The organism is Enterococcus sp. JNUCC 77 (assembly GCF_054819945.1).
On the sequence record NZ_JBTHIG010000001.1, the window covers coordinates 1001730 to 1018637 of the forward strand.

12 protein-coding genes are annotated in these 16908 nt (G+C 35.8%); 7 read left to right on the top strand and 5 right to left on the bottom strand.

Annotated features, from left to right (window positions below; translation table 11 throughout):
• Window positions 1-183: 183 nt before the first annotated feature.
• From ACVWNY_RS05105 to nifJ, 4 genes are read left to right on the top strand one after another with little or no spacing between them, the layout of a single operon-like run.
• Window positions 184-627 carry a flavodoxin gene (locus ACVWNY_RS05105; protein WP_218324737.1) on the top strand — a complete coding sequence of 148 codons (444 nt, stop codon included), beginning with the start codon at window positions 184-186 and terminating at the stop codon, window positions 625-627.
• 24 nt (window positions 628-651) lie between these two features.
• Window positions 652-1470 (top strand): sulfide/dihydroorotate dehydrogenase-like FAD/NAD-binding protein, encoded by an 819-nt coding sequence (locus ACVWNY_RS05110; RefSeq protein WP_218324738.1) that lies wholly within the window; start codon window positions 652-654, stop codon window positions 1468-1470.
• A 9-nt stretch (window positions 1471-1479) separates the two neighbouring features.
• Window positions 1480-2880, top strand: coding sequence for an NADPH-dependent glutamate synthase (gene gltA / locus ACVWNY_RS05115; RefSeq protein ID WP_218324739.1), 1401 nt, complete (start codon window positions 1480-1482; stop codon window positions 2878-2880).
• Between the two features lie 15 nt (window positions 2881-2895).
• Window positions 2896-6423, top strand: coding sequence for a pyruvate:ferredoxin (flavodoxin) oxidoreductase (gene nifJ, locus ACVWNY_RS05120; protein ID WP_218324740.1), 3528 nt, complete (start codon window positions 2896-2898; stop codon window positions 6421-6423).
• 157 nt (window positions 6424-6580) lie between these two features.
• On the opposite strand, the gene metF is transcribed toward nifJ, so the two are convergent.
• Together metF and metE are read right to left on the bottom strand one after the other, a co-directional pair.
• A complete protein-coding gene (metF, locus tag ACVWNY_RS05125; RefSeq protein ID WP_454071797.1) occupies window positions 6581-7450 on the bottom strand; it encodes a methylenetetrahydrofolate reductase [NAD(P)H] in 870 nt (289 codons plus the stop codon).
• The gene (gene metE, locus ACVWNY_RS05130; RefSeq protein ID WP_454071798.1) at window positions 7437-9701 is read right to left on the bottom strand and encodes a 5-methyltetrahydropteroyltriglutamate--homocysteine S-methyltransferase; all 2265 of its coding nucleotides are present in this window, start codon (window positions 9699-9701) and stop codon (window positions 7437-7439) included. The genes metF and metE overlap by 14 nt, the downstream gene beginning before the upstream one ends.
• A 146-nt stretch (window positions 9702-9847) precedes the next feature.
• Between metE and ACVWNY_RS05135 the strand changes: the two genes are divergently transcribed.
• Window positions 9848-10774 (top strand): LysR family transcriptional regulator, encoded by a 927-nt coding sequence (locus ACVWNY_RS05135; protein WP_218324743.1) that lies wholly within the window; start codon window positions 9848-9850, stop codon window positions 10772-10774.
• A gap of 34 nt (window positions 10775-10808) precedes the next feature.
• Here the strand turns inward: ACVWNY_RS05135 and ACVWNY_RS05140 are convergent, their stop codons facing one another.
• The 3 genes from ACVWNY_RS05140 to nox all read right to left on the bottom strand — a co-directional run bounded on the left by ACVWNY_RS05140 (window position 10809) and on the right by nox (window position 13146).
• Window positions 10809-11276, bottom strand: a complete 468-nt coding sequence (locus ACVWNY_RS05140; protein ID WP_246601359.1) for a GyrI-like domain-containing protein — start codon at window positions 11274-11276, stop codon at window positions 10809-10811.
• Window positions 11277-11294: 18 nt separating this feature from the next.
• Window positions 11295-11654, bottom strand: coding sequence for a helix-turn-helix transcriptional regulator (locus tag ACVWNY_RS05145; RefSeq protein WP_246601360.1), 360 nt, complete (start codon window positions 11652-11654; stop codon window positions 11295-11297).
• 157 nt (window positions 11655-11811) lie between these two features.
• The gene (gene nox / locus ACVWNY_RS05150) at window positions 11812-13146 is read right to left on the bottom strand and encodes a H2O-forming NADH oxidase (protein ID WP_218324744.1); all 1335 of its coding nucleotides are present in this window, start codon (window positions 13144-13146) and stop codon (window positions 11812-11814) included.
• Window positions 13147-13560: 414 nt separating this feature from the next.
• Here nox and ACVWNY_RS05155 point away from each other — a divergent pair, with 414 nt between their 5' ends.
• Window positions 13561-15051 (top strand): glycoside hydrolase family 1 protein, encoded by a 1491-nt coding sequence (locus ACVWNY_RS05155; protein ID WP_454071799.1) that lies wholly within the window; start codon window positions 13561-13563, stop codon window positions 15049-15051.
• A 69-nt stretch (window positions 15052-15120) separates the two neighbouring features.
• A complete protein-coding gene (locus tag ACVWNY_RS05160; RefSeq protein ID WP_218324746.1) occupies window positions 15121-16872 on the top strand; it encodes a helix-turn-helix domain-containing protein in 1752 nt (583 codons plus the stop codon).
• The last annotated feature ends 36 nt before the right edge of the window (window positions 16873-16908 follow it).

The following is a 16908-nucleotide window of genomic DNA, read 5'->3' on the forward strand; positions in this document are numbered from 1 at the left end:
CTTTAAAAAAAGTTTTTGGCTTGCAAAAAGAATTTGATGTGCTAAAAAAAATTATGGAAATTTGTGAAATATATGTTATATTATAAATGAAGTAGGAAAGTCGAAGTATATTAATTTGTAAGGCTTTTCACATTTCTTCATTTGTTATCATAAAAAATCTGATTTAAAGGAAGGATGAGCAATATGGCTTTGGCAAAAATCGTTTATGCAAGTATGACAGGAAACACAGAAGGAATTTCGGAAATCTTGGAAGAAAAATTTACAGACAAAGGAATCGATGTGGAACGTGTTGAAGTAGACGACGCTGACGATGATTTCTTTGATGATGCAGATATCTGTGTTGTAGCAACTTATACTTACAATGATGGTGAACTACCATTTGATTTTGAAGATTTCTATGAAGAATTACCGGATCAAGATTTAGACGGCAAAGTTTACGGTGTTGTAGGTACTGGTGATAGTGAGCTTTATCCTGACTATTTCTGTACAGCAGCAGATGACTTTGATGCAGCTTTCGCAAAAACAGGAGCTAAAAAAGGCGCTGATGTTGTGAAAATTGAAAATGAAGCAGAAGATGAAGACGTAGTGACATTGGAAGGATTTGTTGCTGCATTAATTGATGCCTAGTCAAACTGAAAGGGATGGGTTAATGTGTTTCTGATTTCAAGACAAAAACAATTAGCTGAAAATGAATTTGAATTTTGGGTGGAAGCGCCGAGAATTGCTGAAAAGGCTCAACCAGGTCAATTTGTCATTTTAAAAAAAGATGAAGAGGCGGAACGCATTCCATTAACTATTGTAGATACAGATTTAGAAGCTGGGACCATCAAAGTGATTTTCCAAGTTGTTGGCCGCTCGACAATTTTGCTTGCTGAATTAAGAGATGGCGATTATCTTAGCGATATTGTCGGCCCATTAGGCAAACCGACTGAGATTGAGAATTATGGAACTGTATTATTGGTTGGTGGTGGTGTCGGAATCGCAGTATTATTACCGATTATTAAAGGTTTAAGTCTAGCTGGTAACCGAGTAATTAGCGTACTAGGGGCAAAAACAGATGAGCTAGTCATCTTGCGAGATGAAGTCGAAGAATTATCAGACGAATTAATTATTATGACAGACGATGGCTCATTGGGTCGTAAAGGTCTGGTAACTGAAGCAATGGTGGATGTTTTCGAACGAGAAAAAATTGATTATTGTTGGGCGATTGGACCAAGCATGATGATGAAATTTGCTACTTTAACTGCTCAAAAATATGAAGTACCAATGTTTGTTTCTTTGAATCCAATTATGATTGATGGCACTGGCATGTGTGGCTGTTGTCGTATCACGGTTAACAATGAAATAAAATTTGCTTGTGTAGATGGACCTGAGTTTAATGCATATGATGTTGATTGGGATGAGTTTGTTCAGCGAAGTAGACAGTATCGTGAAGAAGAAACCCTCTCATTAGAACAATTGGGAAGGTAGGTGGCGAAAATGGCAAAAAGAAGTTATACAAAGACACCGATGAAAGAGCAAGATCCAATTGTTCGCTCGACTAATTTCTCAGAAGTTGCTCTAGGTTATACGGATGAAGAGGGACGCTTAGAAGCGATTCGCTGTCTGCAATGTAAAGATGCTCCTTGTATTCAATATTGCCCAGTGATGATTGACATCCCAGGATTCATTCAAGCAATTAAAGATGAAGATATGCCGGAAGCTTATCGTATTATTAATCGCTTTTCTAATTTACCGGCTATTTGTGGTCGTGTTTGTCCGCAAGAAAAGCAATGTGAAATGGTTTGCCGTTTAGGAAAATCGAAAAAATTCGAACCAGTAGCAATTGGTAAACTAGAACGTTATGTTGCTGATTGGGCTTTAGAAAATGCGGTTTCGGAAGAACCGATCCCGTTGGACAAAGGAAAAGTTGCCGTGATTGGATCAGGACCGTCTGGTTTAACTGTGGCTGGTGATTTAGCCAAAATGGGATATGAAGCGACTATCTTTGAAGCGCTGCATAAAGCTGGTGGTGTATTGAGCTATGGTATTCCTGAGTTCCGTTTACCAAAAAGTATTGTAGCCAAAGAAATTAACCAAATCAAAGCAGCGGGCGTAAAAATTGAAACGAACGTGATTGTTGGTAGAACAATTACAATGGAAGAAATTATGGATCAATTTGATGCTTGTTATATCGCTGTCGGTGCGGGAACACCAAACTTCATGGGTATTCCAGGGACTGGTTTAAATGGTGTTCAAGCCTCAAGTGAATTTTTAACACGGATTAATTTAATGCATGGTTATGAATTCCCTAAATATGATACACCAGTCAAACGAAGTAAAAAAGTTGCGGTTATTGGCGGCGGAAATGTCGCAATGGATGCAGCTCGTTCGGCTAAACGTTTAGGGGCCGATCAAGTAACGGTTATTTATCGCCGAACTGTTGAAGAATTGCCTGCCAGAGAAGAAGAATACCATCATTCAGTTGAAGAAGGTATCGAATATGAATGGTTAACTGCTCCGGTAGAATATTTAGGTGATGGTGACGGTAATTTAGTCGGTGTGAAATGTATAAAAATGGAATTGGGTGAACCCGATGATTCTGGTCGTAGGAGACCGGTACCGATTCCTGATAGCGAATTTATCATTGAATCAAGTGAAGTGATTGAGGCTATTGGTCAAGGACCAAACAAAATTTTACTAGAAAGCTATCCAGATATGAACCTTAACAAATGGGGTTATATTGATGCAGATGAAGAAACTTGCGCTACGAACGTCCCAGGACTTTTTGCCGGTGGAGATATCGTGACCGGTGCGGCCACAGTTATTTTGGCTATGGGTGCAGGAAAACTTGCTGCCAAAGAGATCGATGCCTACATTACTCAGCAAAAAGATCAATAGAAGAGGAAGTTTGCAATGAAAAAGATGAAAACAATGGATGGAAATACAGCAGCTGCCTATATTTCCTATGCATTTACAGAAGTTGCAGCGATTTACCCAATTACGCCTAGTTCAACAATGGCTGAAGTAGTCGATGAATGGGCTGTAAAGGGACAAAAAAATATTTTTGGTGAACCTGTTAAAGTAGTTGAAATGCAATCGGAAGCAGGGGCTGCTGGTACAGTTCATGGTTCTTTACAAACGGGCGTTCTTACCTCTACTTATACAGCCTCACAAGGATTATTGCTAATGATTCCTAATATGTATAAGATTGCCGGAGAATTATTGCCAAGTGTATTCCATGTTGCAGCACGTGCGGTCTCAACCAATGCTTTATCTATTTTTGGTGATCATAGTGATGTAATGGCTGCTCGTTCAACTGGGTTTGCGATGTTAGCAGAAAGTAGCGTACAAGAAGTAATGGACTTGTCTGCTGTTGCTCATTTAGCAAGTATTGAAGGCACTTTGCCTTTTGTAAACTTTTTTGACGGTTTCAGAACAAGTCATGAGTTGCAAAAAATTGAAGTATTAGATTATGAAGATTTAAAAGGTTTAGTTAATCAAGAAAAACTAAAAGAGTTTCGTGATCGTGCTTTGAATCCAAATAATCCACACGTTTCAGGAACTGCCCAAAACCCGGATCTTTATTTCCAATCTCGTGAAACAGTCAACCAATTTTATGATCGTTTACCAGCAGTTGTTGAAAAATATATGGCTGAAATTAATAAACTTCGTGGCACTAATTACGATTTAACAACTTATTATGGTGCTGAAGATGCAACCGAAGTGATTATTTCAATGGGTTCTGTGGCACCAACGATTCGTCAAACAGTAGATTATTTGAATAAACAAGGTCGCAAAGTGGGACATATTAATATTCACTTATACCGTCCTTTCCCAACTGAAAATTTATTGGCAAAATTACCAGATACAGTTAAAAGCATTGCCGTTTTAGATCGTACCAAAGAACCGGGTGCAGACGGCGAACCATTATTATTAGATGTTCAAAGCATCTTGTATCGTCATACAAAACGACCAATCGTTATTGGTGGCCGTTATGGTATTGCTTCAAAAGATACAACACCTGATCAAATTGTTTCTGTTTATGATGAATTAGTGAAACCAGTTGATGAAATGAAACAACGCTTCACAATCGGAATTATTGATGATGTGACGCATTTATCATTGGAAAAACGTGAAATTCTTGATTTGACGCCAGATACAACTTATCAAGCAAAATTCTGGGGCTTTGGTTCAGACGGTACTGTTGGTGCTAATAAACAAGCCATCAAAATCATCGGGAACCACACTGATCGTTATGCTCAAGCATACTTCTCTTATGACTCTAAAAAATCAAGCGGGTTAACCGTGTCTCATTTACGTTTTGGGATGGATCCGATTAATTCAATTTACTTAGTTGAACGTCCAAACTTTGTCGGTTGTCATAATGCCGCTTACTTACACAAATATGATTTGGTTAAAGGCCTAAGAGATGGCGGAACTTTCTTACTGAATACAGTTTGGGATGAAGAGCAGGTTAAAAAACACTTACCAAATTCGTTGAAACGTTATTTAGCAGAGCATAATATCAAGTTCTACATTATCAACGCTATGTCAATTGCCAGCAAAATTGGGTTAGGTCGCAGAATTAATACAGTTATGTCGGCTTCATTCTTTGAACTTTCAGATATTATGGAACGCGATGAGTTCTTGCCATTACTTAAAGAAGAAATTCAAAATACGTATGGCAATAAATCACAAAAAGTAGTTGAAATGAACTGGCAAGCAATTGATCAAACTTTCGATAAACTACATGAAGTTGAAGTACCAAAAGAATGGGCTGAAATTGAAGTTGTGGTTGAAAAAGTGGATGATTCTGATCGTCCAGCTTTTGTTCGCAATATTTTAGATCCAGTGAATCGCCAAGAAGGTGATGATCTTTCAGTTGGTGATTTGATTGATAATGGCATGTTAGCCGGTCGAATCCCGATGGGTACAGCAGCTTATGAAAAACGAGGAATTGCTCTAGAAGTCCCTGAATGGTTAACTGATAAATGTACCATGTGTAATGAATGTTCATTCGTTTGTCCACATGCTGCGATTCGTCCATTCTTAATTGATGAAGATGAAATTGGTGATGCACCAGAAGGTTTCATTACTCGTGACTTCAAGAAAAATGGTTTGATGTTCAGAATTCAAGTTTCATTAGAAGATTGTACTGGCTGTGGACTATGTGTGGAACAATGTCCTGCTTCAGCGCTTGTCATGAAACCTTATGAAGAACAAAAAGAAGAAGCTGTTAACTGGGCATTTGCAATGACTTTACGTCAAAAAGAAAACCCTGTGAAATTAGCTTCAGTTAAAGGCTCACAATTTGAACAACCATTATTAGAATTCTCAGGAGCATGTTCTGGTTGTGGTGAAACACCGTACATTAAATTATTAACACAATTATATGGTGATCGTATGATGATTGCTAATACTACTGGCTGTTCGTCAATTTGGGGCGCATCTGCACCAGTAACGCCTTACACTACTAACCAATTTGGTCAAGGACCTGCTTGGTCTAACTCATTATTTGAAGATAATGCTGAGTATGGTTTCGGTATGTACACAGCTACGCAAGTGAAACGTCAACGTCTAATGACAATGATGAAAGATGCTTTAGCAGAAGGTTTAGGCACTGAAGATACTCGAAACATTATGCAAGATTGGGTAGATCACGCATTAGAAGGTGACGGTTCTCAACAACGAGCAGCAAAATTAAAGGCTGTTTTAGCTGAGGAAACGGATGCAAAATTACAAGCAATTTTAGCTGAACAAGATGGTTTTGTTAAACCTAGTCAATGGATTATTGGTGGCGATGGTTGGGCTTATGACATTGGCTTTGGCGGAATTGATCATGTCTTGGCTTCTGGTGAAGACGTAAATATCTTTGTTATGGATAATGAAGTATATGCCAACACGGGTGGACAGATGTCTAAAGCAACACCAACATCTGCAATCGCAAAATTCGCAGCTGGTGGTAAGAAAACAGCTAAAAAAGACTTAGGTATGATGGCTGTCACTTATGGCAATGTTTATGTAGCACAAATTTCGATGGAAGCTAATGCAACTCAAGCTATTAAAGCTATTACTGAAGCTGAGGCTTATGATGGTCCATCAATCATCATTGGTTACACACCATGTATTGCTCACGGCTTACACGGTGGGATGACGAACTCAATTCAAGAAGCAAAAGCTGCAGTTGAGTCAGGATATTGGCAATTGTATCGCTATGATCCTCGTTTAGCTGCTAAAGGAAAAGATCCAATGCGGATTGACTTTAAGAAAGCTGACTTCTCTAAAATTCCAGATTTATTGGATACACAGACTCGTTTTGCTGCCTTGAAGAGCATCAAAAAAGATCCAGAAGTAGTGGAAGAAATGTATCAGCAAACTGTCGAAGATATGGAAAAACGTTCTGAAACATATGCTGACATGGCTAACATGAAGAAAAAATAAATCAATTATTCCCAAGCTGTAGATTATGGCTTGGGTTTTTTTATGCAAAAAAAGACTATGACATAAGTTAGAACAGAATTAATATATCTGAACGACCTCTGATAATTAGGGTATTCAGGATATTTCATCTATAAAATACTTATGTCACAGTCTTTATTTAACTAATCATTTTCTGTTTATGGAATAGGGAAGCTGTGGCAGCTACAATTTGGTTTGCTGTTTCAGCGTGGTTCATAGTGTATAAATGAATGCCGGCTGAATCTTGGGTGACTAAATCGACAATTTGGTCAATTGCATAAGCAATTCCAGCATCTCGTAAGGCAATTGGATCGTGCTCATATTTTTCCAATATGGCTAGGAATTTTCTCGGTAATTTTGCTTCACTTGTTTTAATTAATCGCAATGCTTGATTACGATTAATGATTGGCATAATGCCCGCTAAAATTGGAACATTGATGTTGGCTAGTTGGCTTTTTTCTTGGAAGTCATAAAAAAGTTCATTATCAAAAAAAAGTTGAGTAATTAGTTCGTTGCAACCTGCATCGACTTTTTGCTTAAGATTTTGAATATCCGTAATACGATTAGCAGAATCAGGGTGAATTTCTGGGTAACAAGCGCCACTGATTTTAAAATCAGGCTGCTTTGCTTGAATGAAATCGATTAAATCGCTGGCATATTTGAAATCATCTTTTGCAGGTTCTTCAGGTAAAATATCGCCACGTAAGGCTAAAATGTTTTTTATATTTAGTTGGTTCAAATGATCAAGAATAGTGGCTACTTCAATTTTTGTTAGATAAGCTGCTGGTAAATGAGTAACAGTCGGAATATTGAGTTGATTTTGGATATAATCGGCCAATTTGATTGTTGTTGATTCAAAACTTCCCTTGGTATTACTACAAGTGACACTAATAAAATCAGGAGAGAGTTGCTGCAAATCGTTGAGGATTTGCAGCATTTTCTGATTGCCGATTTGTGTTTTTGGTGGAAATATTTCAAAAGACAAGGAGGGTGTCTTATTTTTTGTCATGGATTAATAACTCCTTTCGGGCGAATTTTGCCGCAGCCGTCATATTTTGTAGACTGGCTTTTGTTTCTTTAATGCCTCGCGTTTTCAGTCCACAGTCTGGATTAATCCAAATTTTTTCTTGCGGTACTTTTGCTAAAATAGCATCAATTGTAGTTTTAATTTCTTCAGTGCTAGGAATTCGTGGCGAATGAATGTCATAGACTCCTGGGCCAACTTGCGTTTTAAAGTGATTAGCTTTTAATTCATCTAAAATTTCTAAATTTGACCGAGAAGCTTCAAAGGAGATGACATCAGCATCCATCTGATCAATTGCCGGAATAATATCAGTAAATTCGCTATAACACATATGGGTGTGAATTTGTGTTTGTGGCTGCACTTTACTATGAACTAACCGAAAAGCTGGAATAGCCCAATCTAAATATTCGCTGTACCAATCATTTTTTCTTAATGGTAATTTTTCTCGTAAAGCAGCTTCGTCAATTTGAATAATTCGGATGCCATTTTTTTCCAAGTCTAAAACTTCTTCTTGTATAGCTAGTGCAATTTGTAAGGTTGATTCTTTTAAAGAAATATCTTCTCGTGGAAAAGACCAGTTTAAAATGGTTACTGGACCAGTCAACATTCCTTTGACCCATTTGTTGGTCTGTTTTTGTGCGTATTTGGACCATTTAACAGTAATTGGTGCTGTTCGATAAATGTCTCCCCAAATAATTGGTGGCTTGACACCGCGAGTACCATAGGATTGCACCCAGCCATTTTTACTAAATAAATAGCCCGCTAAGTTTTGCCCAAAATATTCAACCATGTCGTTTCTTTCAAACTCTCCGTGAACTAACACATCTAGATCAATTTCTTCTTGCCATTGCAACCAGTTATCTATTTGCTGGGCAATGAATTGATCGTACGTTTTCTGGTCAATTTCCTTTTTCTTGAAACGCGCACGAGTTTGCTTAACTTCTTTGGTTTGCGGAAATGAACCAATAGTTGTGGTTGGTAATAAAGGTAATTGGAATTCTTTTCGTTGGAGAAGTTCTCTTTTTTCAAAAGCTGGTTGACGGATATATGACTCAGGCGTTAGAGAAGCAATTTTTTCTTCTACCTTTGGATCTTTTGTGAATCGTTCTTGTTGGAACAAGGCTTGATTTTTTTCTAGCTTTTCTGATTTTCCAGCAACTATCTCTGATAACTCAACCAGCTCATTTAATTTCTCAGTAGCATAAGAAAAATGTTTTTTAACTTCAACAGGGAATTCTTCGTTTTCAATAGAAAATGGTACATGTAATAATGAACAAGAAGTATTTAAAACAACATTTTGAGTAGGTAATTGTTGTAAAATTGCTAAGCTTTTTTGATATTGATTTCGCCAAATATTTTTTCCGTTGATGATACCCGCATATAATTTTTTATCAGCAGGAAAGCCTGTTTGTAATAATGATATATTTTTTGGACCTTCGACAAAGTCCAATCCGATAGCATCAATCGATAATTGAATCAAATCTTGATAAATATCACGAACATCACCGAAATAAGTTTGTAGCAAAATTTTTAAATCTTGTTTGTCATTTAATAAATTATGGTAAATATCTAAAAATAGTGCTTTTTGTTCTAAAGAAAGATCGGTTACTAAGCTGGGTTCATCTAATTGAATCCACTGGGCACCTAACGCTTTTAACTCCTTGAAAATGTCTTGATAAGCAATCGTAAGATCATTCACAAAATCTTTTGCAGAAATACCCTCCTCAAAATCTGCCAATGAAAGTAAGGTAAATGGTCCAATTAAAACTGGACGAGTCTCGATATCTAATGCTTTTGCCTCTTGATATTCATCAAATATTTTACTGCTGTTAATTTTTACTTTAGTTATTTTTTCAAACTTCGGTACTAAATAGTGATAATTGGTATTAAACCACTTTTTCATAGGTAAAGCTTTGATATCAATTGTTTCTGACTGATGCCCACGAGCTAAAGCAAAGAATTTTTCTAAAGACGATAAGGGACTAGTTTCAACATTTGACGGAATGATATTGAATAAAAAAGCTGTGTCTAAGAGATTGTCGTATAGGGAAAAGTCATTACTGACAACTTCATCTACACCTGATTCTTTGACTAATTGCCAATGTTTTCGGCGTAATTCTTTTGCTGTAGCTTGTAATTCTGATTCATTTATTTCATTTCTAAAATATTTTTCAGTTGCAAATTTTAATTCTCTAAATTCACCCAATCTGGGAAAACCAATAATTGTTGTAGTCATATATTCTTCCTCCTAAGTACTCCTTGTTGTTATTTGAAAGATTAACATGAATATGAATGCTTGGATAATTGAAAAAATATGGCAAAAGTTATAGCTAAAAACTATAACCTGACGTAAACTATTTAAAAAGATATAAGGGAGAAAAAATGAGAATCCAACAACTGCAATATTTAGAGGAAATTGTGAAAACTGGCTCAATTAATGAGGCAGCAAAACAGCTTTTTTTAACTCAGCCTAGTGTTTCTAATGCAATTAAAGAATTAGAAAATGAATTGAATTTGAAACTGCTGTTACGGAGTAAAATGGGTGTTTCCCTAACTGATGAAGGACGAGAATTTATGATTTATGCCCGTCAAATTTTAGATCAGGTAAATTTATTAGAGGAACGGTATAAGCAACAAAGTAAGCGAAAACAAGCTTTCTCAGTTTCAGCACAACATTATGCTTTTGTGGTGCATGCTTTTGTGGAGTTGATTCGGGGAGTGGAAAGTGAAAAATACCAATTTACTTTACGAGAAACTGAAACGCAAAATATTTTGACAGATTTAAGTAGCTTTAAAAGTGAAATCGGTATTTTATATTTAAATGATTTTAATCAAAAGGTGTTGAAGAAACTATTTAAAGAAGAAAACTTGATTTTCACGCCTTTATTTGATGCAAAGCCCCATGTCTTTGTTGGGATTCAAAATCCATTAACAAAAAAGACAACTGTAAGTTTAGAGGATTTGCTGGATTATCCGTATTTGTCTTATGAACAAGGTGAGGGGAATTCTTTTTATTTTTCTGAAGAAATTTTGAGTACCTTGGATCATAAAAAACAAATCAAAGTATCTGATCGAGCTACTATTTTTAATTTGATGGTTGGTTTAAATGGATATACCATTAGTTCGGGAATCATTTCTAGTGAATTAAATGATGATAAAATTGTTGCGATACCGCTAGAGGTTGAAGATACTATTACTTTAGGTTGGCTAAAACATGAACAAACTGCCTTAACACCGATTGCCAATGAGTATTTAGAAATGCTCAAAACTCACATTCGAGGTTTTGGTTTCACTATCATTGGGGAATAAGATAAAGCGAGGATTTTTACATCCTCGCTTTACTTTATTTTACTGGAAACCAGACTTGGAATTCTGAATGAATGGGGTCGTTGTTTAAATAAGCCTCTAATACAGGTAAGTTCGCATATTCGAAACCAGATGTGGGTAACCATTCGGTATAAATTTGTTTATTTAGTTCTTGAATTCCTTTTGGCATCTCACCAGTCCCGTCGAAGATTGCCCATTTAGCTGCGGGTAAATAATACTCATCGAAACCTGATAATTTTTGATCACTTTGAATACCAATCATGTACTCCCATTGTTTTTGATCAATGTTTTCTGAAATACTAATGCCATATACCGCAGGAAATTCTGGTTGAATTAAAGGAAATAATTTTTCGAGATAGCCTTCTGTTGAGAGTTTTTGCCAAAATTTTGGGATTTCTACCATTGCTGTTTCGACATCAGGACCCAGAGATACTTTCTTTCCAATAAAACGAAGCTGTCCTTTTTCGACAATTTTGTAAGCCATTGCTGCCACTCCTTTAATTTAAATTGAGAAGTTTAACTTTGGATAGCTTAGCAGTTTGGTATCAGAATTTTTTGCTTGTTGCGGAGTCATACCTTGAATCTTTTTGAAAGCACGATTAAATGAAGTAGGGGAATCATAGCCATATTTGACTGCTACATCAATTACTTTTCCGCTATTCTGTAAATCGACTGCTGCGAGACTCATTTTTCGACGACGAATGTATTCTCCTAAAGAGACGTCGGCAATATAAGAAAACATCCGTTGATAATGATAACTGGAACAACAGGCAATCTTTGCAATTTCTTCATAAGAAATTTCTTGCTCTAGATGATTTTCCAAATAATTTAAGCTCTGATTTAACCGTTCTAACCAATCCAAATAGTTCACTTCCTTTCCCACAACTGTTGTGGTATTTATAGTTTAAGGTAATTTCTGCAGTTGAGCCTCTTAAATTGTGCACAAAACAGCGAGTGTAAAATATGTAGAAAAAAAGTGATAAGCAAAATATTGATTTCGCTTATCACTTTACCTTTAATTATTCAGCACTTAAAGCAGCCATCGTAATGTAGTTATATGGCTGATTGAAGTGAGGCAAGAAGAAAATATCTAATAATTTTAATTTATCGATAGTTACACCTTCTTCAATTGCTAATGAGAACATATGAATACCCATAGCAATTTCAGGAGTAGTTGAAGCAAGTTGGGCACCAACTACTCGACGAGAACCTTCTTCATAAACGATTCGAATCTTCACTTTATCGTTTTCTTTCATAAAGCCAGGTTTTTGTAAGTCTTCAAAGTCAGTATGTTTTACTTTCATGCCATTTTTTTCAGCAGCTTCAACGGATAAGCCAGTTGAAACCATATTGTAACCAAAGATGGAAATACCGTTTGAACCTTGAACACCAGTCGATTCTAAAGGAGTTCCGCCAATATTATGGGCAGCGACAATCCCTGAACGAACAGCATTTGTCGCTAAGGCAATATAAGTTGTATCTCTTAAGGCATTTGAATAAACGGTCGCACAATCGCCAACAGCATAAACATTCTCATCACTTGTTTGTTGATGACGATCAACTAAGTAAGCGCCATTTTTAAATAATTTTAGATGATCTTTAGCTAAGTCATTATTTGGTAAGAAACCAATTGCATTGATAACTAAATCAACTGGATATTCTCCCGCTTTAGTAACGATCCGTTCAACTTTTTCATCACCTTTATACTCGTTAACCAATTCATCAAAATGTAATTGAATATCATGTTTCGTTAAAACTTGATCCATGTCATTTGTGAACCATTTGTCATAGTAGTTTGGTAAAGAGCGAGAAGCAGCATCAAATAATAGAACATTTTTGCCACGTCGTTTAGCAGCTTCGGCAATTTCAACACCGATATAACCAGCTCCGATAACAGCTACATTTTCTACATCATCATTTGCTAAAATCGCATCAACAGCTTGTCCGTCTTGGAAACGTTTCAAGAAATGGATGTTCTCTAAATCTTTACCAGGAACTTGCGGTGAGATAGGTAAAGAACCAGTTGCTAGAATTAGTTTGTCGTAAGTTTCAACAACTTTTTCGCCATCTTTAGTTAAAGCATGAACTTCTTTTTTATCAAAATCAATATGATCAACCGTAGTTTCCATCATGATTCTAGCGCCTTTTGCTTCAAAATCTTCCTTCTTTGTATAGAATAATCCTTCGTAAGAATCAATTTGACGACCTACCCATAAAGCAGTTCCGCAACCTAGATAACTTAAGTTTGTGTTGCGATCGATCATTACGACTTCTTGATCTTTATAAGTGTCCAATAAAGTATTTGCAGCTGCAATTCCCGCATGGTTCGCTCCGATAATAATTGTCTTTGTCATTAATAAATTCCTCACTTCCAAAATAAGATTAATTTGTTACGACAGCAATTGTAAAGTATTTCACAAAAAACGATAGAACTAAGGTCAATCTTTCCCCCTTTAACAAATAAAGTTTTTTGGGATGAGCGATTCAAGTATTATTTTTTATGATATCGCTCTCACTTTAAAATTATACCAGAAAAGTTAAACTAAATTAAGAATAATTACAAAAAAAGAGAAATATTGTTAAATTAGTGTATTTGACTGTTAAAGTAGGATCATTATGTAACAGAATTGAGAATGGTAATGGCTAATTAACTTTCTTTCGTTCACAAAATTTCTTTTTTACATAGGAAAATTCTAGTATGGCAAATTTACGGCAATAAATATATGCTTATATTAAGAAAACGGATTCGAAAATATAGGAGGGTCATTATGACAGAAACCAATGTATTTCCCGAAAATTTTTTATGGGGTGGTGCAGTAGCTGCCAATCAAGTAGAAGGAGCTTGGCTAGAGGATGGAAAACTACCTAATGTAACAGATACTTTAGTTGGTATTATGAATCAGCATCCAAGTATCTCATGGAATGAAGCCCAAGGAATTTGGGAGTTGGACTTACCTGAAGATATCGCTTTTTTATCTCACGAGGCGGTAGATTTTTACCATCGTTTTGAAGAGGACATTAAAATGATGAGTGAAATGGGTTTTAAAGCTTTTCGTACAAGCATTTCATGGGGACGGATTTTTCCAAAAGGTGACGAAGAAGAGGCAAATGAAGCTGGTCTACTTTTTTATGACCGCTTAATCGAGACTCTTTTAAAATATCACATGGAACCAGTGCTCACTTTAAGTCATTATGAAACGCCCTTAGCTTTAGTAGCAGAATATGGGGGTTGGCAAGATAGACGTTTAATTGATTTTTTTGATCGTTATGCGACAGTTATTTTCAATCGCTATAAAGGGAAAGTAAAGTACTGGATGACCTTTAATGAGATAAATAATGCTTTTCGGATGCCTTATGCTGCTGCAGGTGTAGTCAAATTTCCGGCGACAGATCCAAAAGAACCAATTGCAACTTTGACTAAAAAAGAAATTTTTCAAGCGGTTCATCACTTATTTGTCGCTAATGCATTAGCAACAAAAAGGATGCAAGCAGCAGATCCTGATGCATTAATGGGTGTGATGTTTAGTTTTTCTTCTTTAGCAACTTATCCCGTGGATTGTAATCCTGAGAATGTTTTTGGAGCCTTAGAATTTAAACGCAATTCATATCTATATTCTGATGTGATGTGTCGTGGACATTATCCTGGATATGTCAAAAGGATTTGGCGTGAAGAAGACTGTGCACCAGAAATTGCTGCAGGGGATCTAGATTTATTAGCAGAGTATACTTCAGACTATGTTGCATTTAGTTATTATCGTAGTACCGTTTACAGTAAAGATGCTGAGATGCGTGTAGACACTGGTGGTGCAAAAGGTTTTGATAATCCTTTCTTGACTGAAAAATCTCCTGAACCTTGGAATTGGCCAATTGATCCGCTAGGTTTCCGCTATGTTATGAATGAGTTAACTGATCGGTATGAGCTACCATTATTTATCGTTGAAAATGGCTTGGGAATTGATGAAACGCCTGACGAAAATCAAAGAATCAACGATGTTGAAAGAGCGCGCTATTTAAAAATGCATATTGAACAAATGGCAGAAGCAATTAAAGATGGTTGTGATGTTATTGGTTATCTTTGGTGGGGACCCATCGATATTGTTTCAGCAGGAACTGGTGAAATGAAGAAACGTTATGGCTTTATTTATGTCGATCGCCATAATGATGGCAGTGGCAGTTTCAAGCGGCTGAAAAAAGATAGCTTTGATTATTTCAAACAAGTGATTGAAACAAATGGCGCTAACCTTTCTATTAACATTTAAAATAATTAGCTGTACTTAAACTATTAAGTACAGCTTTTTTGCTACAATAAGCATGGAGGTGATCATTCAATGGATTTAACAAAACGGCAATTAGAACTGTTAGTCTACTTAGCCAATATCAATACTTGGCTAACTAGTGAAAAGCTAGCTGAACATATTCACACCAATAAAAAAACGGTACAATCTGAAATTAAAAACATGCTGGAACTTTATCCAGATGATATAGAGATTGAAAGTAACAAACGTAATGGCTATCATCTTTTATTTCTAGCACCAGAATTACAAACCCAAATCGTAGCAGAAGTAAAGAAACATAAAATGTATTCCAGTATGAATTTTAGAGCATCAACTATTATTATCTATTTAATATTTCAAGAAGACTACGTCAGTATGCAGCACTTAGCTGATCTTTTTTTTCTATCAAAAACAGCTATCTCAAATGAAATTAAAACAATCCAACGCTGGATAGAACGTAATGTTCATTTAGATTTAGAGATTTCCAGTCACAAGGGGCTAAAAATTCATAGTAGTGAAAATATGCGACGAATTTTTGCTTCAATGGTGGGAACTGAGTCAGTTCTAATCGAGAGTAAATTACCAGAAGCATTTATTATGGAAGTGTTAGAAAAAATATCAGTGATTCAAAACTTTATGCAAACTGCTTTGATTGAGGCCAATTATATTGTTTCTGGAGAAGATTTCTTAAGATATGCCCGTTATGTGAGTTTGACAGTCGTCAGAGGAAAGAATCAAAAAAAATTAGAATTGTTAGAACAAAATGATCTCTTAGTTTCAGTGATTGACAAACTAACATTGTTTTTAGATAAAACTTTTGATTATTCTTTGGACGATAATGAGCAAACGGCTTTAGGAAATCGTCTGTTAGAACTAAATTATTTACATTTAAACGAAGGCGACAATTTAGTTTTAAAACAAAAACTGCGAAAATTTGAAACAGCTTTAATTGATTATTTAAAGCTACCAACTGAGCAACTTTTTAAAAATCCCGATGCATTACTAGTCCATATTCAGCAGATGGCAACTAGAATGGCGGCAGGTCACAATGTGTTAAACCATTTCGCTCAAAAAACACTGTCTAATTATCCTTTGGAAACCTATTTAGTGCGTCGATTTTTTCCGTTGTACTTTGACTTGCGACCGAATCTTGCTGAACTTTCTTATTTAGTCTTGTATTTGGCAGAAGCATTAGAGAATTATCGTAGTGAGGGGAATTTGCTAATTGTCAGTAATCAGCCCTTGAGTATTTTAAATGCTTTAAAACGCAGTATAGAGAATAGCTTACAACGAAAAATCCGCCAAGTGCAAATTGAACCAGTTTATGTTTTTGAAGCAAAAAAAGAACAACATGATTACAGCGTGTTATTGACCACAGAACAAGAAATAGTTTTCGAGAATCCAGGCTTCAGTTTTATTCCGAGTGTTTTATCAGAAGCAGAACTGAATGAATTAAGCACGGAGCTTTATCACGTTATTAGTGAACGAGAAGAAATAAATAAGAAAAACTTTTTGTCCAAATACTATGGGGCAGAAAGTCAGGTAGATATTACTAAAAAAATAGATAATATTCATCAATTATTACCTAATTCTAGTGAATTAGTATTGGTGCCTATTACTTCAAAAATCTTATTTGCTTGTGAAATAAAAGAAAGTGGTATGTCTCAAATACGTGAATATCATTTAAAAGAACCCATCATCTATCAGCAAAGAAAAATTTCAACTTTGATCCATATATCCTATGTTAAAAATCCCAAAATACTAGCCGATTTTTCTGCAATCAGTGAAATCCTAACGACAAAATAGTGTTCAGTCAATTTCCTTTTTAGTGACGATTTATCT

Coding starts and splice junctions, on each gene's coding strand:
- ACVWNY_RS05105 (WP_218324737.1), top strand. CDS start 184: ATGGCTTTGGCAAAAATCGTTTATGCAAGTATGACAGGAAACACAGAA.
- gltA (WP_218324739.1), top strand. CDS start 1,480: ATGGCAAAAAGAAGTTATACAAAGACACCGATGAAAGAGCAAGATCCA.
- nifJ (WP_218324740.1), top strand. CDS start 2,896: ATGAAAAAGATGAAAACAATGGATGGAAATACAGCAGCTGCCTATATT.
- metF (WP_454071797.1), bottom strand. CDS start 7,450: ATGACAAAAAATAAGACACCCTCCTTGTCTTTTGAAATATTTCCACCA.
- metE (WP_454071798.1), bottom strand. CDS start 9,701: ATGACTACAACAATTATTGGTTTTCCCAGATTGGGTGAATTTAGAGAA.
- ACVWNY_RS05135 (WP_218324743.1), top strand. CDS start 9,848: ATGAGAATCCAACAACTGCAATATTTAGAGGAAATTGTGAAAACTGGC.
- ACVWNY_RS05140 (WP_246601359.1), bottom strand. CDS start 11,276: ATGGCTTACAAAATTGTCGAAAAAGGACAGCTTCGTTTTATTGGAAAG.
- nox (WP_218324744.1), bottom strand. CDS start 13,146: ATGACAAAGACAATTATTATCGGAGCGAACCATGCGGGAATTGCAGCT.
- ACVWNY_RS05155 (WP_454071799.1), top strand. CDS start 13,561: ATGACAGAAACCAATGTATTTCCCGAAAATTTTTTATGGGGTGGTGCA.
- ACVWNY_RS05160 (WP_218324746.1), top strand. CDS start 15,121: ATGGATTTAACAAAACGGCAATTAGAACTGTTAGTCTACTTAGCCAAT.